Annotated in this window: 16 protein-coding genes; 8 read left to right on the top strand and 8 right to left on the bottom strand. The window is 63.2% G+C overall.

Features of this window, described 5'->3' with window-relative positions; translation table 11 throughout:
- Positions 1 to 282 precede the first annotated feature (282 nt).
- The 3 genes from VFG26_RS12750 to pip all read left to right on the top strand — a co-directional run bounded on the left by VFG26_RS12750 (position 283) and on the right by pip (position 3,427).
- On the top strand, positions 283 to 543 hold the full coding sequence (locus tag VFG26_RS12750; RefSeq protein WP_325025836.1) for a DUF4212 domain-containing protein: 261 nt from the start codon (positions 283 to 285) through the stop codon (positions 541 to 543).
- Positions 544 to 551: 8 nt separating this feature from the next.
- Positions 552 to 2,387, top strand: coding sequence for a solute symporter family protein (locus VFG26_RS12745; protein WP_325025834.1), 1,836 nt, complete (start codon positions 552 to 554; stop codon positions 2,385 to 2,387).
- A gap of 68 nt (positions 2,388 to 2,455) precedes the next feature.
- Positions 2,456 to 3,427: a prolyl aminopeptidase gene (pip, locus tag VFG26_RS12740; RefSeq protein WP_325025831.1), complete on the top strand. Its 972-nt coding sequence runs from the start codon at positions 2,456 to 2,458 to the stop codon at positions 3,425 to 3,427.
- A gap of 39 nt (positions 3,428 to 3,466) precedes the next feature.
- On the opposite strand, the gene VFG26_RS12735 is transcribed toward pip, so the two are convergent.
- Entirely contained in the window at positions 3,467 to 4,138 is a 672-nt protein-coding gene (locus VFG26_RS12735) for a hypothetical protein (protein WP_325025829.1), read from the bottom strand.
- A gap of 362 nt (positions 4,139 to 4,500) precedes the next feature.
- On the opposite strand from VFG26_RS12735, the gene VFG26_RS12730 reads away from it, so the two are divergent.
- The 3 genes from VFG26_RS12730 (at position 4,501) to VFG26_RS12720 (ending at position 9,281) form a co-directional block, all read left to right on the top strand.
- Entirely contained in the window at positions 4,501 to 7,374 is a 2,874-nt protein-coding gene (locus VFG26_RS12730; protein WP_325025827.1) for a sel1 repeat family protein, read from the top strand.
- Between the two features lie 192 nt (positions 7,375 to 7,566).
- Entirely contained in the window at positions 7,567 to 8,493 is a 927-nt protein-coding gene (locus VFG26_RS12725; RefSeq protein WP_325025825.1) for a sulfite exporter TauE/SafE family protein, read from the top strand.
- Positions 8,493 to 9,281 carry a TIGR02186 family protein gene (locus VFG26_RS12720; protein WP_325025823.1) on the top strand — a complete coding sequence of 263 codons (789 nt, stop codon included), beginning with the start codon at positions 8,493 to 8,495 and terminating at the stop codon, positions 9,279 to 9,281. The genes VFG26_RS12725 and VFG26_RS12720 overlap by 1 nt, the downstream gene beginning before the upstream one ends.
- A gap of 1 nt (position 9,282) precedes the next feature.
- Here the strand turns inward: VFG26_RS12720 and pdeM are convergent, their stop codons facing one another.
- The 4 genes from pdeM to VFG26_RS12700 all read right to left on the bottom strand — a co-directional run bounded on the left by pdeM (position 9,283) and on the right by VFG26_RS12700 (position 14,188).
- Positions 9,283 to 10,005 carry a ligase-associated DNA damage response endonuclease PdeM gene (gene pdeM, locus VFG26_RS12715; RefSeq protein WP_325025821.1) on the bottom strand — a complete coding sequence of 241 codons (723 nt, stop codon included), beginning with the start codon at positions 10,003 to 10,005 and terminating at the stop codon, positions 9,283 to 9,285.
- Complete coding sequence (locus VFG26_RS12710) at positions 10,002 to 12,656, bottom strand: ligase-associated DNA damage response DEXH box helicase (RefSeq protein ID WP_414653292.1); 2,655 nt, start codon at positions 12,654 to 12,656, stop codon at positions 10,002 to 10,004. Before VFG26_RS12710 ends, pdeM begins: the two co-directional genes overlap by 4 nt.
- Positions 12,657 to 12,752: 96 nt before the next feature.
- A complete protein-coding gene (locus tag VFG26_RS12705; protein ID WP_325025819.1) occupies positions 12,753 to 13,841 on the bottom strand; it encodes a quinone-dependent dihydroorotate dehydrogenase in 1,089 nt (362 codons plus the stop codon).
- On the bottom strand, positions 13,835 to 14,188 hold the full coding sequence (locus VFG26_RS12700; protein ID WP_325025817.1) for a DUF952 domain-containing protein: 354 nt from the start codon (positions 14,186 to 14,188) through the stop codon (positions 13,835 to 13,837). The genes VFG26_RS12705 and VFG26_RS12700 overlap by 7 nt, the downstream gene beginning before the upstream one ends.
- 159 nt (positions 14,189 to 14,347) lie before the next feature.
- Here VFG26_RS12700 and VFG26_RS12695 point away from each other — a divergent pair, with 159 nt between their 5' ends.
- Positions 14,348 to 16,114, top strand: a complete 1,767-nt coding sequence (locus VFG26_RS12695) for a DUF262 domain-containing HNH endonuclease family protein (RefSeq protein WP_325025815.1) — start codon at positions 14,348 to 14,350, stop codon at positions 16,112 to 16,114.
- 62 nt (positions 16,115 to 16,176) lie between these two features.
- Here the strand turns inward: VFG26_RS12695 and VFG26_RS12690 are convergent, their stop codons facing one another.
- Both VFG26_RS12690 and VFG26_RS12685 read right to left on the bottom strand, forming a co-directional pair.
- Positions 16,177 to 17,829, bottom strand: a complete 1,653-nt coding sequence (locus VFG26_RS12690) for a lysine--tRNA ligase (protein WP_325025814.1) — start codon at positions 17,827 to 17,829, stop codon at positions 16,177 to 16,179.
- A 99-nt stretch (positions 17,830 to 17,928) separates the two neighbouring features.
- Positions 17,929 to 18,627: an alpha/beta family hydrolase gene (locus VFG26_RS12685; protein WP_325025812.1), complete on the bottom strand. Its 699-nt coding sequence runs from the start codon at positions 18,625 to 18,627 to the stop codon at positions 17,929 to 17,931.
- Positions 18,628 to 18,789: 162 nt separating this feature from the next.
- On the opposite strand from VFG26_RS12685, the gene mepA reads away from it, so the two are divergent.
- Positions 18,790 to 20,292, top strand: a complete 1,503-nt coding sequence (mepA, locus tag VFG26_RS12680; protein WP_414653291.1) for a penicillin-insensitive murein endopeptidase — start codon at positions 18,790 to 18,792, stop codon at positions 20,290 to 20,292.
- A gap of 122 nt (positions 20,293 to 20,414) precedes the next feature.
- On the opposite strand, the gene msrA is transcribed toward mepA, so the two are convergent.
- A complete protein-coding gene (gene msrA / locus VFG26_RS12675; RefSeq protein WP_325025810.1) occupies positions 20,415 to 21,068 on the bottom strand; it encodes a peptide-methionine (S)-S-oxide reductase MsrA in 654 nt (217 codons plus the stop codon).
- Positions 21,069 to 21,175 lie beyond the last annotated feature (107 nt).

Here is a 21,175-nt window from a genome sequence, read left to right as displayed (position 1 = left end):
TTTGCTAAACCGGTATGGCGGGCCCGGCGGGTTGACGGTTCGTCCGATGTTGCCGGGTTTTCGTCACAAAGAGGCGAACTGACGCGACTCGCGCTTTCCGGGCCTAAGCGCGGGTTTCTACGACTCTTACAGAACTTACGGGATGGCGTTCCCCACGACAACGTGGGACTGAGCCGGTTTTTGGGTATTCGGGGCGTTGGACAAAGGCGGTACCAGCCGGGCATAATGCTGTGTCCGGCACTGGTTTGGGGGTTCGCCGGACGAGCAGGGGGACTAATCCGGATGATCGAGCGCAAGGAACGCAAGCCCTATTGGCGGCACACCAAATGGCAGGTTCTGGCGAGCATCATCCCGTTCGTGGCGCTCGTCGTCATTCTGCCGATCTATTCCGAGCAATTGAATGCGAACCGATTTCTTGGCTTTCCGTTAGGGTATTTCCTGGCGGCGCACGGCTTCTTCGTCGTCGCGCTGATTACGGTCGCGAGTTACGTCAATCGTCAAAATGCCATCGATCACTGGCATGGCGCCCATGAAGACATGTGAGGGGACGTATGGCGATTGGCGCGCGTGCGAGGATGGTCAATCCTCGCCTGGGGACGTATTTCAGCATCTTCGCGGCGCTCTACGCCGCGCTCTTTCTGCTCGTTCTCATTTTCGAGCAGCTCAGTCTCGATGACCAGCTTCTGAGACTGGCGATCTTTGCCGGACCGATCTTCATTTATGGGGCGATGGGGCTGTCGGTCACCACGAACGAGACGCTCTGCTTCTTCGCCGCTGGTCGGCGCGTGCCAGCCGCCTATACCGGTCTGCTGCTGGCCGTTTCATCGCTTGGCGCGACGATGATCGTTGCCGGCACGGGGCTGTTTTTCTTCGCCGGCTTTGACGCCATCGTGCTGCTGATGGGCACGCTCACCGGCTTCGTCATCATGGCGATTGCGCTCGCGCCCTTCTACCGGAAATTCGGCGCCTTCACGGTTCCAAGCTATCTCGGCCGGCGTTTCGAGAGCCGCGTCTTGAGAGTGGCGACCGCCGCCGTCGCCGCCGTTCCGATGCTCCTCGTTCTCTCTGCCGAACTGCGCATGGGCAGCAGTGTCGCGCAACGGCTAGTAGGCGGCAGCCAAGGCAGTCTCATCTGCCTGCTCGCACTGACGATTGCCATTTCGACTGCCGCGGGTGGCAAACGCTCGTTCACGTGGGCCGGTGTGGCACAATCAATTGCCCTGTTCCTGGCGCTGCTGACCGTTGCGACGACGGTCAGCGTCATCGTCACGAGCTTGCCGATCCCGCAGCTCGCCAACGGGCCAATGGTGCGCGAACTCGTACGCAATGAAGTGAACGAGGGGTTGCCACTCGTCCGCGTCTGGCCACTGGCCTTCGAGCTGCCGCCAGAGGGCTTTTCGGCTCTGACAAAGCCTTACACGCAGCCGTTCGGCGCGATCGGTCCTTTGGCGTTCATCATCGGGACGTTCGCCATCGCGACCGGTATCAGCGCGGCGCCGTGGCTGCTGCCGCGGGTGGCAGCGTCGCCCGGCGTTTATGAAGCGCGGAAGTCTCTCGGCTGGGCGACGGTCTTCTCGGGATTGGCGCTGCTGACCGTGTCGTCTGTCGCCGTTTTCATGCGCGATTTTACGCTCGACGCGGTGCGGGCGGAGCGGCTTGGCTCCTTGCCCCAGTGGCTTTCGCAATTGGCCGCCGGTCACTTCGTCAATTTCGATCAGGCTGCCGCTCAGCTTGGATTCGAGGGATTGAAGTTCGACCGTGATGGCATCCTTTTCTCGTTGCCGGTTGCGGTGGGGCTACCTTCAGCCTTCCTTTACCTGCTGCTTGCCGGCGCGCTGGCGGCCGCATTGGTGACAGCTAGCGCCACCACGGTTTCGCTGGCGACAGTGCTCGGCGAAGATGCCGTGCAAGGCATGTCGTGGGAGCCGCCAACCGCATCGAACCGGGTGTGGGTGGTGCGCGGCTTCATTGGGCTCACTGCGTTGTCCGGGGCGGCCCTTGCGATTGCGGCGCCGACCGATCCGCTTCGACTCGTGCTGTGGGCGCTTTCAATCACCGGGGCGAGCCTCTTTCCGGTCATCGTTCTGTCGATCTGGTGGAAGCGGCTGACGGCCGGGGGCGCGATCGCCGGGGTGCTATCCGGTTTCATCGCGGCCGCGCTCGCCATTCTCACGAGCGAACTCGGCATGATTTCGACGCCGAGCCCGATTGCCGGAATTCTCGGTCTGCCAGTTTCTCTTGGGCTCGCTGTTACATTGAGCTTAATGCGGCCGGAAGCCAACCGTCATGGGCTCTCCATCGTGCGGGACATGCGCATTCCAGGCGGGGAGATTATTTACGATCGCGAGATGCAGCGGCTGCAGCTCAGAAAGCACGCCCGCACATAATTCGGTATGCCCATGAGCAGCCGGCATCGGCTAGGATGGCTCGACTGTCAGTCAGCTGAAGAGCCTCCATGACCGTTCGTGATCGATTGGATCTCTATCCACCCCTGTCGCCTTACCGCGAGCATCGGCTGGCGGTTGGCGGTGGGCATACGCTCTACGTCGAGGAATGCGGGAATCCGGCGGGCCAGCCCGTCGTGATCCTTCATGGCGGACCGGGCGGCGGCAGCAATCCGACCATGCGGCGCTTTCACGATCCCGAACGCTACCGCATCGTGCTCTTCGATCAGCGCGGGTGCGGGCGCTCAACGCCCTATGCCTCACTCGAGGAGAATACGACGTCCGATCTCGTCGCGGATATCGAGCGCATCCGCATCGAACTCGGCATCGAGCGTTTTCAGCTTTTCGGCGGCTCCTGGGGTTCAACGCTCGCTCTCGCCTACGCAGAGACGCACCCTGAGCGGGTCAGCGCGATGATCCTGCGCGGGATCTTTCTGCTGACGAAGGCAGAGCTGCATTGGTTCTATCAAGAGGGCTGCAGCTGGATCTATCCGGAGGCGTTTGCGGAATTCCAGCGGCCCATTCCGCCGGAGGAGCGCGGCGACATGATTGCCGCCTATCATCGCCGTCTGACCTCACCTGATGCCAGCGTTCGGTATGCAGCCGCACGCGCCTGGAGCATCTGGGAAGGCACAACACTGTCGCTCATTCCAGAGCCCGATCGTGTCGCGCGTTTCGGGGCGGATCACTACGCGTTGGCTTTCGCGCGGATTGAGAGCCATTACTTCGTCAATGGCGGTTTCCTGCGGCGGGACGGGGAATTGCTGCACCAGGCCGGACGATTGCATCAAATTCCGGGCGTCATCGTGCACGGGCGTTATGATGTCGTGACGCCAGTGAGAAACGCCGTTGCTCTCAACAAGGCGTGGCCCAATTCAGATTTGCGCATCGTCGTTGATGCCGGGCATGCGATGACCGAGCCCGGCATTGTTCATGAACTCGTTCGCGCAACGCGGAAGTTCGCAACGGCGCGCTTGGCGTAACAGGCGGCTCCGGAACCTCCGTTCTTTTCACCGATGCGTCTAGGGGCTGAGCTTGGCCGGCGGCGTCGAGGGCTGGGATGATGGCGCGGCTGGCGCCTGCGAGGGCCCTGGTGCCGATTGCGAAGAGCCACCCTGCTGCTGCGATGAGCCGGGCTGCTGGACGGAAGCCTGCTGATCCTTATCGATTTCGCGCACGCGGTCGCGGATCTTCTTATAAACGCGCGTCATGTAGTCGAGCGCCTGATCGACCTGCTCTTCGGTCGGTCTTTCGAACCTGCTGCCGGAAGAGCCTTGCATGTTGTCCCCATGCATATCGCCGTGCATGCGCGCGTGCGGTCCATAGCCATGGGATCCCATCGGGGGCTCGCCAGACTCCATATCTTCCAGCATGTCCTTGATGCGCTGCTTCAGCTGCTTGTTCTCCTGCCGAAGCGCTGCGACTTCATCCTGCTGCGGAACGTTCGTCTTGTCCTCCACGCCCTTGCAGGCGATTTCATTGCCGACGCGCGCGCAGATCACCAGGACGCCAGTCTCGCGATCGAGCCGCATCACGCCGCCGTCGACCGGGGACATCGAATAGCGCCCTTTGGCGTTTTCGTCGGCATCCCATTTGGAGGCTTCGTTTGGAGGCGGCTGAGCTGCTGCGAGCGTTGTCAGCGCCGGTAGGATCAGCATTCCAAGCGCCGCCGCTCGTTTTGTTTTGGGGGTCATCATCAATTCCTCCGCTTTGGATCTCAGGACGCGGAGATGGTCGCAGTGCAGATGCATCGCAAGCGCGGGTTGCCCGCGCGGTTGCGGAAGCGTTGTCCGCCGGGAACCAAATTTGTTCGAGTCGAGTCGTTCGAGTGCGGAGTGAAAAGCCTGATAAATGCGGTCTAAATCACAAATTTCATCATTTTAGTACGTACCTTAACCCCGCGTTTACTTGGCTACCCCGATTGTTCAGCGAGCCATGAGTTGTGCCGCGTCCTCACGTTCGCAGTTGCCCCGCGCGATAGGACGATTCCCGTTTTCCTATCTCGACGACATTGCGTTCTCCCGGACCGTCAGCATCGCGTTGCCTCGAGGGGAAAATGTCCAATTCGGAATTGAGCGCTGGCTATCGGGAGAGCGGTGACGAAGGCAGCGGCAGCAACGACCGCTCCGATCTCAGGGCAATGCTCGACGTCATCGCTGCGCAGCTCGCCGACGCGGATCGCCGTCACACGGCCGCGCTTGCAGAGATGCAAGAGCGCATCGAGGGAATGGGCCGCGAAGCCGATGCCCTCCGTCCACGCGTGCCGGAAGAGTTCGCGCCGGCGTTCGGCCGGATTGAGACGGCTATGGCCGAATTGGCGCACCGCCTGTCGGATCCCGACGAGGTGAAAAGCGGGCCCAGCGGCAAGCGCCCGGTTTCAGCTTCAGGGCATCAGCCTTCCACCAACCCATCATACAAGTCCTCAATGCCCATGGCTCTACGTTCTGCCCATAACGACATGCACGATGCCTTTGCGAAACGCACGCCGGACGTCGATACGTTCGACGTGATCGGCGCTCCGTCAGATGATGAGATGGATCCGTGGGATCGTGCGGCGGCGGATGCGCTCGCCGGACTTTACGAGCGGGAAGAGGCGAATTTCGCTGCGAAAACCCAGGGTGCCGCCAATCCGGTCGCGCCGTTGCAGAGTCAGACGAACGTCCATTCGGGCGGTGGTTCGAGCGTCGATCAAATGTGGCTCGACAAGAAGTTTGCAGAGATTGCGCAAGGCATCGAGCAATCGCTGGCGGCGATGCGCCCGGAGAGCGGCATCTCGCAGATCAGCGAGCGTCTCGATCAATTCGAACGGCAGTTCGCCAAGCTCTTCGAAGGCGTTGCCACGCACGACGATCTCGCCGCCGTTCACCTCATCGAGCAGCACGTCGCCGAGGTGGTCAATCATCTCGTGCAGACGCAAGATCAGCTGGAACGGCTGAACATCATCGAGGCTCAGCTGGCGAGCATTTCGCATACGCTTGCCGACGTGCAGGGCGTGCCCATCGATAGCGACGGCGGTGCTGCGGCTCCATCGCGCGTTCTCGATTACGATGCGATCGCGCGTGCGGCGGCCGAGCAGACGGCGCGGCGTATGGCTGATCTTCGTGCTGACGACCGGCACTCGGCGGCCGACGAGCTGCGGCCGCTCATCGAGCGCTTGATGTCGCAAAACCGGCAAGGCGAAGAGCAGACCGCGGCTCTGCTCGATACGATGCAGCAGGTCATGATCCGGCTTCTGGATCGCGTGGATTCAATCGAGTCTGGCCAGCGGGCGGCGTCACAGGCTCCGGCTCCGGCGCCATTGGCCGATAGCAGCACCTATCACGCTGGCATGTACGGCTCTGAGGGCACGGCGCCGTCCGGTTCGCTCGATGACACCGCCAGTCTGTCGCTGGATGCGGCCGTTGCGGAACTCGCCTCCGCGAAGGCCCCTGAGCCTGCGACGCCTTCGCGGCCGCGCGGGCGTGATGCAAGCTTTGAAGAGGCAGCGCGCTCAGCCGCGAAAAGTCGCGAGGATTTCGTCGCCGAGGCACGGCGCGCCAAGAAGCGTCTTGCCGAACAGGAGGGCGCCGCCGGCCGGACCGTTTCGGCTTCGATGATCGCGGACGAACCGGCAATCGGTGCTGCGCCGGCTGGGCCCCGGCCAATCCGTCCGGCTGCCGCACCGACAAAGAAGGCGTCGGGACCTTCGGGGCCGTCGCCGCGCTTGATGGTGATCGCTGCCGTCGCGCTGCTGGCGCTCGGAGGCCTCTGGTACACGTTCGGATTCGGCAAGGCGCGGGTCGGATCGCTGTCGAGCGAGCAGCAGATCGAAGCCGTGCCGTCACCGCAAGCGAATGGCGAAGAGCCTGGCGGGTCATCCGATGCTGCGAAGTCCGCAACGGACGCTCAGGCTCCGGCGGCGAATCCGGACGATGCAGCTGATCCGGCCAAGCAGGATGGTAAGCCGCACGGCGAACTCGTGCCTGGCCAGGGCTCGCCGGAGAAGGCGGCGTTCGACGCTGCGCCGCGCCGCACGGCTTTGCCGATGCTGGGCGTCGCTGTCGATCTCGATCAGCCAGTGACGGCTGAGGACATCGAACAGGCGAAGCGCCATCAGGCCATGGCTGAGATCTCGGGTGAGCTTGGCTATGCGGCGGCCCGGTCCGCCGACGGCGCCGCTGTTCCCGCTTCCATGGTTCCGAGCGACGCTGAAACCGAAGTCGGCAAGCCGCCGATGACCACAGGTTCGGTCCCGCCATCGGCGTCAAAGTCGTCGCCGCTCGACATGCCGCCGGCCACGGTTGGTCCGTTGTCGCTGCGTCTTGCCGCGGCCAATGGCGATCCTTCGGCGGAGTTCGAAGTGGGCGCGCGTCTGGCTGAAGGCAAAGGTACGGCGCAGAGCTTCAAGGATGCCGCGAAGTGGTATCAGCGTTCGGCCGATCAAGGCTTCGCGCAATCGCAGTACCGGCTCGGCACGCTTTACGAGCGCGGCCTCGGGTTGAAGGCGGACCGGGCGCAGGCGGCGATCTGGTATCAGCGTGCGGCCCAGCAGGGCAACATCAAGGCGATGCATAATCTCGCCGTGCTCAGCGCCAATCAGAGCGATCAATCGCCCGACTACATGACGGCGGCGCAGTGGTTCGAGGAAGCGGCGCAGCGCGGGCTCGCGGACAGCCAGTTCAATCTCGCGGTGCTGTATGAAAACGGCCTCGGCGTGAAACGGGACATGAGCCGTGCCTTCATGTGGCTTGCGATCGCGGCGCGGGGCGGCGATCCGGATGCTGTTCGCCGGCGTGACATTCTTCGCGGCAAATTGACTGCTGAGGAGCTCGCAGCCGCCAACAAAATGATCGCAGAGTGGAAGCCAATGGCGTCGACGCGCATGGTGAACGATGCCCGAGCCGCCGGCGAAATGTGGAAGAACAACCCGAAAAACGGCATGAACGGATAACGCCGTTACGCCTTTCCATCAGGATCGGGGCGCTGGCGTTTCATTTTCGGCCGCCGTGGGATCGATGCAATGCCGCCTGCGGGTGTGACAGCGATGAATGGAGGGAACGCTTGCCGCTTCTTTCCGATTGGTGTCCCTTAGCGCAGCTTCACGCCCTTCCTTGATGCGCCGCTTGCCGCCCAGGACCGCCGGATGACACTTTATCTGCCGATCGCCGAGATGCCGGTCTCCGTCATCCTCTTTCTGGCACTCGGCGCGACCGTGGGTTTCCTTTCCGGCCTCTTCGGCGTGGGCGGCGGATTTCTCCTGACACCGCTGTTGACGTTTCTCGGGATACCGCCGGGCGTCGCCGTGGCGACGAGCACGTCTCACGTCGTTGCGTCATCGGTTTCCGGGGCGATGACGCAGCACCGGCGCGGCAACGTCGATATTAAGCTCGCGCTCGTCATGCTGGCGGGCGGGATCGCCGGAAGCTACATCGGCGTCGCCTTCGTCAAGGTGCTGACTGCGCGAGGGCTGTTCCAGCTTACGGTTTCGTTGACGTACGTGGTCTTTCTCGGCGCGGTCGGCACACTCATTCTCGTCGAAGGCATCAACGCGGCGCGAAGAGCGCGCCCGGGCGGCAGCGCGTCCACCCGCAAGCCGGGCCAGCACGGCTGGATCGAAGGCTTGCCGTTCAAGATGCGGTTTCCGCGGTCGAAGCTCTACATCAGCGTGGTGCCGCCGATTGTGATCGGCACGTTCGTCGGCTTCATCTCGGCGATCATGGGCATCGGCGGCGGCTTCGTCATGATCCCGGCGATGATCTATCTGTTGCGCGTGCCTACAGGGCTCGTCATCGGCACGTCGCTTTTTCAAATCGTCTTCGTTTCGGCGGCGGCGACGGTACTGCACGCGGTCGAAAACAAATCGGTCGATATCGTTCTCGCATTGATCCTCATCGTGGGCGGCGTGCTTGGGGCGCAGCTGGGCACGATGGCTGGCGAGAAAATCCGCGGCGAGCACCTGCGCGTGCTGCTCGGTCTCCTGATCCTGCTTGTCGCCGCGCGCATGGCGGTCGGTCTCGTGGTGAAGCCCAGCGATCTCTTTTCGCTCGCATCCGTTCCGGGGGCGTCGTGATGCGAACGCTCGTTGGCGCTGCGGTCGTCTGGATGCTCGCGCTGATGGGTGGCGCGCTTGCGCAGCAACGCCCGCCCGAAAGCGTGGAAGCGGATGCTTCGACCCGTCAGGTGGCAATCACATCGAGTTTCACCGGGACCGAGATCCTGGTTTTCGGTACGGTCGAAAATAGCAGACAGCCAAGTCCGGAGGCGGGAACATACGACGTCATCGTCGTCGTCGAAGGTCAGGCCGCGCCGGCGGTCGTGCGTGAGAAATCGCGGGTTGCGGGCATCTGGATCAATACCTCGTCGATGCGGTTCGACGCGGTGCCGAGCTATTACGCCATCGCTTCGACGCGGCCAATCGACGAGATCGCAGGGAATGCGCTGCTCGACGCGAAGCAGATCGGCTTCGATCACATCCACATGTCGCCTTCGGGCTCAGAGACGGCAGAGGGAGGCGCGGTTCAGACCTACAAGCAAGCGCTCATCCGGCTGAAGGAGGGGCAGGGCGTCTATGTGAAGAGGGACTTTGGCGTCACGTTCATCGGGCGCAGCCTCTTCAGGGCGACGATTTCGCTGCCGCCGAACGTGCCCGTGGGGCCGCTGACCGCCCGGGTTTTTCTATTCAAGGAGGGTCGTCTCCTCGGCGAGTATGAAAGCCGGGTGGGCCTGAGGCGCGAAGGAATCGAACGCTTCATCCACGAGTTCGCCCTGTCGCAGCCGCTTGCCTATGGCATCGTGACAGTTCTGCTCGCGGCCGGGGCGGGGCTGGCGGCGGCCTTTGCGTTCCGCAAGCCGGCGTAAGTCAGTCGTCGCGCAGAAGACGTGGCGCGACGGGATAAAGGCCCTCGTGGCCAAGCATCCAGACATCGAGGCCGTCGTCTCCGAACAGCGGCTCGAAGGCGGCGTTGAGAATGTTCAGGCCGCCCGTGAAGGCGCCGAAGGCCGGCATGACAAGGCGCAGGCGATTGCCGACGAAGCAGGGGCGGCGCAACGACGTGCCGTGGAAGACGAGGCGGGCGGCGGGGTGGAAGTGCCCGGCGATCTCGTGCGTGCGGGCACCCGCCCGGGGTTCATGGCGAAGCGCGATGCCGCCGACGACGATTTCCGGAGTGACGTAGCCTGCGAGCATGCGATCGATTTTCGGATCATGATTGCCGGTGATCCAGATCCAGTCGCGGCCTTCCTGCAGCATGCGCAGGCTTTCGATGTCGGTCGCATCCATGCGCGCGGCGCCGTCCTGATCGTGGAGGCTGTCGCCGAGGCAAATGACGGTTTCGGGATCGTAGCGGTCGATCAAGACGGCGAGCTTCTGCAGCGTGTCGCGCGTGTCGTAGGGCGGAAGCATTTGCCCGTAGGCGGCAAATGATGAGCCCTTCTCGAGATGGAGATCGGATACGATCAGCGCGCGCTCGGCCGGCCAGAACAGCGCGCCGGATTTGTGCGCGAGAAAAGCCTTGCCGCACACGTTGACGGGCTGGTCGGCGAAATCGTCGAGCCCCAGCCGTTCCGGTTTCAGCATGTTCATGTCCGCATGTCCCCCGTTGCTTCGCGGATCAGTTCATCTGCGGCATCGCGTAAAATTGCGTCACGGTCTTGGCCATAAACCAGCTCGACGCCGATTTCCAACAGCACCGGCACGGCGAGCGGGGATACGCGATCCAGAGTTTGATGTCTGATTCTCTGCTTTATGCGAGCGAGAAACGTGCCGAGGCGCTTGATATCGAGCAGCCCCGTGGCCGCGTCGGCCCATGCGGCTTCGAGCAGCAGGTGGCCGGGATCGTGGCGGCGCAGCACATCGTAGATGAGATCTGTCGAGATCGTCACCTGACGGCCGGATTTCACCTTGCCCGGATGGCGGCGCTCGATCAGTCCGGCGATCACTGCCGCCAAACGGAACGTGCGCTTCATGAGCGCGCTTTCGGCGAGCCAGGCGTCGAGGTCGTCGCCCAGCATGTCCTCGTCGAAGAGTTCAGCCAGCGAAAGGCGGCCACTCTCGATGAGGCTCGAGATGTCTTTGCGCGTCCAGACGGCCATCGCGTAATCGTTGGCGACGAAGCCGACAGGATTGGCGCCGATGCGGTCCAGACGGCGGGTCAGCAGCATGCCGAGAGTCTGGTGCGCGAGGCGGCCTTCGAACGGATAGGCGACGAGGAAGTGCCGGTTGCCGCGCGGGAAAGTTTCGATGAGCACTTCATCGGGCGCGGGCATGACGGAGCGCTCGGTCTGCAGCTCGAGCCAATTGCAGACGGGATTGGGCAGCGCCGACCAGACGCTCGGATCTGCGAGCATATCGCGCACGCGTTTCGCCAAGTGCGTGGAGAGCGGGAACTTGCCGCCGTCGTAGCTCGGCACCATCGGATCTTCGGCGGTGGCGCGCGAGACGAAGACTTCCGTATCGCGAATGCCTTCGAAGCGCAGGACTTGGCCCGCGAAGACGAACGTGTCGCCCGGCGTCAGCTGTTCGGCGAAGCCTTCCTCGACTTCGCCCAGGACGCGGCCTCCGATGCGGGCGGTGTTCTTCTTCGCTCCGCGCGATGAGATGAGGCGGACCTTCAGGTGGGGCGCGTCGACGATGGTGCCGACGTTCAAGCGGTATTGCTGGACGATGCGCGGATGGGCGACGCGCAGCTTGCCGTCTTCCTGGCGGCGCAGTTTCGCGAACCGTTCATAGGATTTCAGCGCGTAGCCGCCGGTCGAGACGAAATCGACGGTGCGGTCGAAATGCTGGCGCGTCAGGCCCGCGTAGGGAAGTGCTGAGCGAACTTCATCGAAAAGCGCGTCAGGATCGAAGGGGGCTTGGCAGGCCATGCCGAGAACGTGCTGGGCGAGGACATCGAGTGCGCCGACGCGGGACAGCGTGGCGTCCTGATCGCCCGCTTCCGCGGCCTGCTGGGCGGCTCGGCATTCGAGCACTTCGAAGCGATTGCCGGGAACGAGGATTGCCTGCGATGGCTCATCGAGCCGGTGATTGGAGCGGCCGATGCGCTGCAGCAGGCGGCTCGCGCCCTTCGGTGCGCCGAGATGAATGACGAGATCGACGTCGCCCCAGTCGATGCCGAGATCGAGCGTCGAGGTGGCGACGACGGCGCGCAGGCGTCCCGCGGCCATCGCAGCTTCCACCTTCTTGCGCTGGGCCGTTTCGAGCGAGCCGTGATGCAAGCCGATTGGATAACTTTCGTCGTTGATGCGCCAGAGTTCCTGGAACGCAAACTCGGCCTGCATGCGCGTGTTGACGAAAACGAGCGAGAGCTTGTGCCGGCCGATCGCCTCATAGACTTCGCGCATGGCGTAACGTGCGGTGTGGCCGGTCCAGGGAATTTCGTTTTCAGCTTCGAGGATTTGGATGATGGGCTTGGCGCCGCCTTTGACGGTGACGATGTCGGCGAGACTCGTTTCGGTTTCGGGTGCGGTTTGCGGCACGAGATAGCCGCGCAGCTCGCTCGGGCGCGCGACGGTGGCCGACAGTCCGATCGTCATGACGTTGGGTGAAAGCTTGCGCAGGCGCGCGAGGTCGAGCGCGAGGAGATCGCCGCGCTTCGACGCGGCAAGCGCGTGCAACTCGTCGAGGATGATCGTGTCGAGATCGGCGAAGAGAAAGGGCGCGTCGGGATGGCTCAAGAGCAGCGCGACCTGCTCAGGCGTCGTCAGCAGGATGTGCGGCGGCTTCACGCGCTGGCGTTGCCGCTGCGCGATGGAGGTATCGCCGGTGCGCGTTTCGGTGCGGACCTTGAGGCCCATTTCTTCGATGGGGTGGGTGAGGTTGCGTTCCACGTCGGCGGCGAGCGCCTTCAGCGGCGAGATGTAGAGCGTGAAGAGTCCGGCGCCAGCTCTCTTCTTCTGGCCGTTGTGGATGGAAATGAGGCTCGGCAGGAAGCCTGCGAGCGTCTTACCTGCGCCGGTTGGCGCGATGAGGAGCGTGGAGCGGCGTTCGCGCGCAGCATCGAGCAGCGCCAGCTGATGCGGACGCGGAGCCCATCCACGCTTCGCGAACCAGGCTGCAATCTCGGGCGGCAGCTGTTCGTGGACGGGCCCGGGAGCAGGAGCGGGTTTCGCCCGGCGCGATTTCTTCTCCGCCGCTGGAGCGACGAGCGCGGCACTGCGCGGCTTTTTGGGCGCGCTCGCCTTTGCCGGCTGCCGCGCTGCCGTTTCCGGAGACTTCGAGGTTTTGCGCGGCAAGGGCAAAGATGGGCTCAGGTCGATCTAAACGCTTTTATGGGCAACTTGAACCTTATAGCGTTTCGACGCCGGAAGGCCTCGTGAAAAACGCGCGACCTAGAGCGGCTGTTTCGCCCAGTAGTCGGCGTGGCGGCCGCGGATGGCCGCGAGGCTCGTCTGCCGGCCGACGTGCAGCGTTTTCGTGAGGTGCGACTTGATCTCCCCGATCAGCGCCGGACCCTCGTAAACAAGACCGGTGTAAAGCTGCAATAATGTGGCGCCGGCTTCGATTTTCTCCAGCGCGCGCGCGCCGCTGTCGATGCCGCCGATGCCGATGAGGGGGATCCGGCCTTCGGTCAGTTTGTAGACGCGGGCGAGCATGGCGGTGGAGCGCTGGAAGACGGGGCGGCCCGAGAGCCCGCCGGCTTCGGTCGCGTGTGGCGATTTCAGACCGTCGCGCGCGAGCGTCGTGTTCGACACGGCGATGGCATCGACGTCATAGGCGACGAGCTTTTCGACGATTGCGGCGATGTCGTCTGCCGCGATGTCGGGCGAGATTTTGACGACGACCGGACGTCTCTGGGCACCGTCGTCGATCAGGCGCTTGCGCGCCGTCATGATGCGGGAGAGGAGCTCCTCGAGTGCGGCGGGGGCTTGCAGGTCGCGAAGGCCCGGCGTGTTCGGAGACGAGATGTTGACGGTGAAGTAGCTCGCGACCGAATTGAACCGCAGCAGGCCCAGAACGTAGTCCTCGGCGCGATCGACGCTGTCTTTGTTGGCGCCGATGTTGACGCCGACGATGCCGCCGCGATTCTTGCGCGCTTCAAGCCGGCCGAGCGCGGCTGCGTGGCCCCCGTTGTTGAAGCCCAGGCGATTGATGAGCGCGTTGTCTTCGATCAGGCGGAAGACGCGCGGCTTTGGATTGCCGCTTTGCGGATGCGGGGTGATGGTGCCGATTTCGGCGAAGCCGCAGCCCATGCCGAGAATGGCATCGGGAACGCGCGCGTCCTTATCGTAGCCGGCAGCGATGCCGACGGGATTGTTGAATTCCAGGCCGAAGACAGTTTGCGTGAGTACGCGATCGTCGCTCGCCCGCCCTCGCGGATAAACGCCGTATTCCAATGCGCGGAGCGAAAGTTCGTGTGCTTCCTCCGGAGAAACTGCGAAAAGCGCATTCCGTGTCAGCCGGTAAAATTCTTTCAGCACGTGAGAATGTCCTCGTCGAGATAATGAACGCCGTCGCTATCAATTGGCAGCGGCCGCTCCCATAAAGCCACAGAAACGTCCAGCGGCGCGTAGAGATGGGGAAAGAGATCCCCCTTTCGGGATTGTTCCCATTTCAAATCGGCGCCTAGCCTTGATGCCTCGAACGCGATGAGAAGCAGATCGCGCTTCCCTTTGAAATGCGCATCTAATGTGCCGCGCAACTGGCGGCCTTCCGACAAATGGATAAATCCATCTCGCCTGTCGTCCGACGATCCGTCATACTGACCTTTTTTCTTTGCCTCCGACCATTCGGCCGACGTGACAATTTTGTAGACTATCATTTTCATTTGATTTTGAACTTTGATGAAGCGCGCGAAATATGCGGATTGGGGTATATCGCTGGCGCTTGCCGGGGGCTAGGGACGCAACTGTCACCAGTGCGCGCTTGTTTTAGCTAGTGGCGATTACTGAGGCTAGGGAATAGCAGTCAAGAGGGTTGTGGCAGCGTGTATCCTACGGCATCGCTAAGCATTTCAGAATTGTTGTCCGGTCCTTACCTTCTGAACATCCCGCTCTTCCAACGGCCCTATTCGTGGGGGCGCGAGCAGGCGGAGCAGCTTCTGGACGATCTTCTCGAGGCTGCCGGGATTTCGACGGACGACGAAGCGGAACCCGCTTATTTCCTGGGCGCGGTCGTGCTGATGGATGCGCCGGGCGCCGAGACGGCAAAGCTTTCACCCAAAATGACGGCTCGCGAATTCGGCGTGATCGACGGACAGCAGCGCCTCATCACTCTGATGACGCTTCTGGCTGTTCTGCGCGATCTCGAAACCGATCCGCGAAAAATTGTTGCGAAGCGCGTGCACAGCATGCTGGTCGCCCAGGTGGGGACGCGGTTTTTCCGGACGGAACGCTTCCGGCTGCATCTGTCGACACGCGAACGTGCGGTTTTCGAAGACAATGTTCTGCAACCCGGAAGCTCGATCCTGCCGGCTGACGTTCCATCGCCCACCCTGCCGGAGGCGACGCTGCTGGAGGTGCGGGACCGCTTCAAGTCCGTGCTGCAGGAACTGACGAACTCGGCGCGCGCGCGGCTTGCCGATTTCATTGCTGACCGGTGTTTCGTCGTTGTCATCGTTGGCAACGATATCGACCGGTCTCACCAGATGTTCGTCGTGTTGAACGAGCGGGGCAGGAAGCTGCAGCGCAACGACATCCTGAAATCGGATATTCTTGCCCGCATGTCATCGGGCGACGCCAAGTGGGCGGTTGCCAAGTGGGATGACGTGAGCGCTGAGCTCGGCGAGGGGTTTGAGGCTTTCTTCGCGCATCTGAGGACGATCTATGGCCATGGGCGCCTGCAGATCGTTTCGGGCGTGCGGCAGGTCATGCGCGATTCCGGGGGTTCGGAAGCTTTCTTCAAAGACGTGTTCCTGCCGCTGGCGGAGTCCTATGCGCTCATTCGCAAGAACGGGCGGGACGAACTGCCGCCTGAGATGCGGCGGCTGCTCACGTATCTCAATCGCTTGCCGGAGGCAGACTGGGCGCCGGCGGCAATTTTCGCGCTGAAGGATTGGAAGCGCGATCCGGCGCGGGCATTGTTCCTGCTCGGCGAGATCGAACGCCTGGCGATGCTGACGCGGCTGTTGTGCGCGGGATCGGGTAAGCGCGTCCGCCGTTTCGCGGAATTGATCAGGGTCATTCGCTCGGGCGAGGCGATCGACAAATCGCATCCGGTTTTACAGATGACGCGGGACGAGGTGCGCGGCATCGCGTTTCATTTGAAGGACTTCCATAAGCGCAATCCGAAGGTCTGCAAACTGCTGCTGCTGCGGCTGGGCGACGAGATGTCGGGCGGATTGGATGCGGTCGATCCCGATCTCTATACGATCGAGCATGTGCTGCCGCAGCGGCCCGCGGCTTTGAGCCCGTGGCGGCAATCGTTCCCGAGTGCGGAGGAGCGGGCGCAACTCGTCGAGAGCCTCGGTAACCTGGTGCTGATCACGCAGCAGGAGAACGACCGCGCGCGCAACGCGTCGTGGGAAGAGAAGAAGCAGATCTATTCGAAGGGCTTGCGGGACGCGCCGATGCTCGCCATCACGCGCGACGCTGTCCAGGAGCGCGAATGGCTGCACGGGCAGATCGAGGCGCGCGAGCAGCGTCTCATCGGCCTCGTCGACCGCATCTGGCGCGTGGACATTTCAAGCCAGAAATCCGCGGGCCGCAGTGTGCATGCGGCCGAGGAGACGGAGAGGGCGGCGCCGGTCGTCTGACCTTTTGCGCTCGGCGATTCTCGTTCGTCGAGCCGGCCGCCGAGTGCGCAAGGATGCGCGTCTTACGCGCTGGCGAGCGCGCCGGAGAGGGCCTTGGCGATCAGAGCGCGGGTTTCGGGAATGCCGTAGAGCGCAACGAATGTGCCGAGGCGCGGTCCGCGTTCCTGGCCGAGCAGGATCTCGTAGACCGCCTGGAACCAGTCGAGCTTGACGCCCGGGCCGCCGGTGGGGCTCGTCTTGGTCGGGTCCTGATAGCGCGGAATTGCGCGTCCGACATCGAGGATGGCGTTCTGGATCGCATCGCCATTGCTGTCGGCGGGAAGCGCGGCCAGCGCCTTGTCGAGGCTTTCGAGCGCTGCCGCCTCGACCTCGTCGGGCGTGCGGAACTTCTTCGTCGGCTTCACGAAATCTTCGTAGTAGCGGATCGCGTAGCCCGCCAGCTGATCGATGATCGGATTGTCTTCCGGCTTCGCGCCATGCGTGTAGCGATTGAGGAAGCCCCAGATGACGTCCTTCGTGTGCGCGTGGGAGGCCGACACCAGGTTCAGCAGCAAGCCGAACGTGACGGGGATTTGCGGCTGCGGCGGCTGGCCTGCATGGATGTGCCAGACCGGGTTGTCGAGCTGCTGCTTGGCGTCCTGCTTCGGAAAGCTCGAGAGGAACTGCAGGTATTCATCGACCGCGCGCGGAATGACGTCGAAGTAGAGCCGCTTGGCGCTGCGCGGCTTCTGATACATGAAGAGCGACAGGCTCTCGGGCGAAGCGTAGGTCAGCCATTCGTCAATCGTCAGGCCGTTGCCGCGCGACTTGGAAATCTTCTCGCCCTTGTCGTCGAGGAAGAGTTCGTAGACGTAGTGCTCAGGCGGCGTGCCGCCGAGGATTTCGCAGATCTTGTCGTAGATCGGCGCGTTCGTCTGATGGTCCTTGCCGAACATTTCGAAGTCGACGCCAAGGGCGACCCAACGCATGCCGAAGTCGGGCTTCCACTGCAGCTTGACCTGGCCGCCGGTGACGGGAAGCGTGATGTCTTCGCCGTCTTCGTCGGCAAACGTGATCGTGCCGGTCTTCGGGTCGACCTTCTTCATGGGGACGTAGAGGACGCGGCCCGTCTTGGGCGAGATCGGCAGGAAGGGGCTGTAGGTCGCCTGGCGTTCGGCGCCGAGGGTGGGCAGCATGACCTTCATGATGTCGTCGTAGCGCTCGACCGCACGCAGCAGGACCTCGTCGAAGCGGCCGGACTTGTAATACTCCGTTGCGCTCGCGAATTCGTAGTCGAAGCCGAAGGTGTCGAGGAAGCGGCGGAGCATGGCGTTGTTGTGATCGCCGAAGCTCGCGTAGTCGCCGCCCCAGGGGTTCGGAACCGACGTCAACGGCATTTGCAGATAGGGCTCGAGCGCCTTCCGGTCGGGAACGTTTTCCGGAATCTTGCGCATGCCGTCCATATCGTCGGAGAAGCAGAGAAGGCGCGTCTTGCGCTTGCCTTCCGTCAAAATCTCGAACGCGTGCCGCACCATGGTCGTGCGCGCGACTTCACCGAACGTGCCGATGTGCGGAAGGCCCGAGGGACCATAGCCCGTCTCGAACAGGACCGTCTTCGTCGCGCCGTCCGGCAGTTTCTCCAGCCGCTTGATGAGCCGGCGGGCTTCTTCGAACGGCCAAGCCTTCGACTGCTGGCTGGCTGAGGCCTGATCGGGCGTGAAGACGAGTGCGGTCATCGGGTGCTGCTGCGGTCGGTGAGGTTGATATTACAAAGGCTTGACGTGAGACGAAGGCGCGCACCGTAGGTGGCTCGGCCCTCAGCGTCAACGCAGGCCCTAATGCTTCGCGGTAAATGCCGCAACGGCATCGGCGGCGGCTGCCAGATTGCCTTTTCGCGTGAAGCCGGAATTGCCACGCGGGCCGAAATCGTGATCGCCGTCGCTGATCCAGGCGAAGCTGATTTTCTTGGAAAGCCTGACTTTCTCGATTTCGCTGCGGTTTCCGAAGGGATCGCGCTCGCCCTGGACGATGAGAGCGGGGCAGCGGAGTTTCGTCAGGTGGTCGATGCGCAATTTGTCGGGCGTTCCCGGTGCGTGGAAGGGATAGCCCAGACAGACGAGGCCGCCGATCGCCTTTTCTGCGTAGAGTTCGTCGGCGAGCATGCTGGCGACGCGGCCGCCCATCGACTTGCCGCCGATGAAGAGTTCCTGGCGCGGGTTTTCAGCGGCGACCGCGCTCACCATATCCCGGAATTCCGGGATCAGCTTCTCGGCTTTCGGCGGCGGGCGCTTTGGGCCGCCTTCACGTCTGGCCGACATGTAAGCGAACTCGAAGAGCGTGAGTGCGATGCCGCGCTCACTGAGGAGTGAGGCCATCTGGTCCATATACGAAGAAGTAATCCCCGCTCCCGCGCCGTGGGCTAAAATCAGGCGAGATTTGGCAGCGGATATGCCGGTATCGATGCGAAAGACGGTATGGGGCCCAGATGCGGGGCCTTTGGCCGGCGGTTTGGTAACTTGCTGAAGGGGTTTCATAAATGCTTCGGGCCGGAGCTAATGAGATGGATAGACGGGGCGACCAAATGGCTGCGGTCCATTAAGGCGGTGCTAGGCAACCGCGCAACTACAGACGACGTTGAGCCAGAATTTCGCCCGAGAATGGTCTAGAATGATGCGAGGCAAAAACGGGGACATAGCATGAGGGCCGCAAGGTTCGTGGTGCTCGCGGTCTTCTGTGCGATGGCCGTGGCCGTGGCTTCGTGGCTCCAATCGCCAGGTGCGCCGTTTACCGCGCTGGAATTCATCGGGCCGCTGCGTGCCGAACCCCGGCCCGTCGACGATTCAAGCGGCGTTCCCGTTTCGCCGGATCCGGCTCATCCCGATGTGGACGCGCATGCGCCGCTCCCGGCATTCGTGCCGAAGGGTGGTGTGCTGACGAATACGGAGGAAGCGGCTGCGCAGGGCGAGGAGCCGGTCAGTCCGAATGCTGCTGCGCCGACTCGCGATACGACGACGGGGTCGGTGGCGCCCGATCACCTCCAGGGGACGGCGGTCGCGGCGGGCGCGAAGTCGTCCAAGGCGCGGCCAATTTCGATCGAGGTCGAGCCCATTCCCGGTCTCGGGACCGTGGAGCCTCCGACCGCGCCTGTCTGGCCGACGTTCGTCGGGGCGAAGACGCTTTTCGGCGCTGCAAAGGTGCCTGCGCCGCTCGCGCCGCGCGCCATCGGGTCCTATTCGCGCGGCTGTCTCGCGGGCGCTGTGGAACTGCCGATCGACGGGCCGGCTTGGCAGGAGATGCGCCTGTCACGCAATCGCAATTGGGGACATCCCGAGCTGGTCTCGCTGGTCAAACGATTTGCGATGGATGCCCAGACGCTCGATGGTTGGCCGGGTCTTCTCGTCGGCGATCTGGCGCAGCCGCGGGGCGGTCCAATGGTAACGGGACATGCGAGCCATCAGATCGGGCTCGATGCCGACATCTGGCTGACGCCGATGCCTGATCGACGCCTCACCGAGAAGGAACGCGAAGAGCTGCAAGCGACGTCGATGCTCGACAGCACCGGGCTTGCGGTCGATCCGACGATTTTTACCGAGAGACAGACCGCGCTCATCAAGCGGGCGGCGTCCTATCCTGAGGTCGAGCGGATTTTCGTGCATCCTGCCATCAAGAAAGCGCTCTGCAAGATGGCCGATCCGGTGGACCGCGCGTGGCTCGGGAAGGTTAGGCCGTGGTTCGGGCATTACTATCACTTCCACATCCGCATCAAATGCCCTGAGGGCTTTGCCGGATGCACACCGCAGCCGCCGCCGGGCAATGAGGATGGGTGCGGGAAGGAAGTCGACAATTGGCTGGCGCGCGTCATCCCCGCCAAGGAGCCGGCGCAACCGGCGCCGCCTCCGCCAGTCTCCAAGCTGAAGCCGCCGAAGCCGCCGCTCATGCTGGCGGAACTGCCGAAGGAATGCCGCGCAGTGCTTTCGGCGCGCCCGGATCCGGTCAAGGTTCCTCAAGAGGCGCTGCTGACGCCTGTACAAGTCAAGAAGGCTCTAGCGAAGGCCGCTTCGGTGCATGCGGCGCTCGCGAAAGCCGCGGCGGTGCCCGGCGCGAAGCCGCCGCCGTCAAACTTGGCGGCGCGGCCGGCTCTGAGGCCGCACGTGCGCAAGGCAGCAACGCCGGACCCAAAGGCCTCCGATCCCAAATAGAAGGTCAGTGCTATTTTCGATTGCGCAGGGCGGCTCCCAATGAGGAAGCGGCCGCCCGGCGAATCTTTTGATTGCGCCCGGCGACTCCCCGCTGGGAGCCGGCCGCCGGGCGCGATGGTGCTTCAAGTGGAGGCCGCAGGCGCGGGGCAGGTCACGCCCGTTCCCGCAAGACCGCAGTAGCCGCCTGGGACCTTGGCCAGATACTGCTGGTGATAGCCTTCGGCGAGATAGACGGGGCCCGCTGGCCCGATCTCCGTCGTGATGGGACCGTAGCCCTTGCCGGCGATCGCCTTCTCATAGGCTGACTTCGACGCTTCGGCAGCCGCGAACTGCTCGGGCGTCGTCGTGTAGATCGCCGAGCGGTACTGGGTGCCGACGTCGTTGCCCTGGCGGAAGCCCTGGGTCGGATCATGGGCCTCCCAGAACGTCTTTAAGAGCGTTTCGTACGAGATCACCTTGGGGTCGAAGACGACCACCACGATTTCGGTGTGCCCGGTGCGGCCGGAGCAGACCTCCTCATACGTGGGATTCGGCGTAGAGCCTCCGGCATAACCGGCTGCGGTGATCCAGATGCCGTCGCCCAGCTGCCAGAACAGACGTTCTGCACCCCAGAAGCATCCCAGACCGAAGACCGCGACTTCGAGACCCGCGGGATAGGGTGGGTTCAGGGGGCGCGAAAAAACAAAGTGCTCTGCATTGGGCGCGAGGATTGGAGCCGGGCGGCCTTTCAGGACCTGCTCCGGAGCTGGCATTGCAACCTGCTTCCTGGCGAACATGGATTGGCTCCTTCTCAATGTTTGGATCACGCCCAGTATACGGTGGATCATGGCGTTTCGTTTCAGAAGGACGAAGGCCGATTCGGGATGCGCCGGCCGCTACAAAC

This window comes from Hyphomicrobium sp. (assembly GCF_035687085.1).
GTDB lineage: Bacteria > Pseudomonadota > Alphaproteobacteria > Rhizobiales > Hyphomicrobiaceae > Hyphomicrobium_B.
This window is presented reverse-complemented; position numbering and strand designations above follow the sequence as displayed.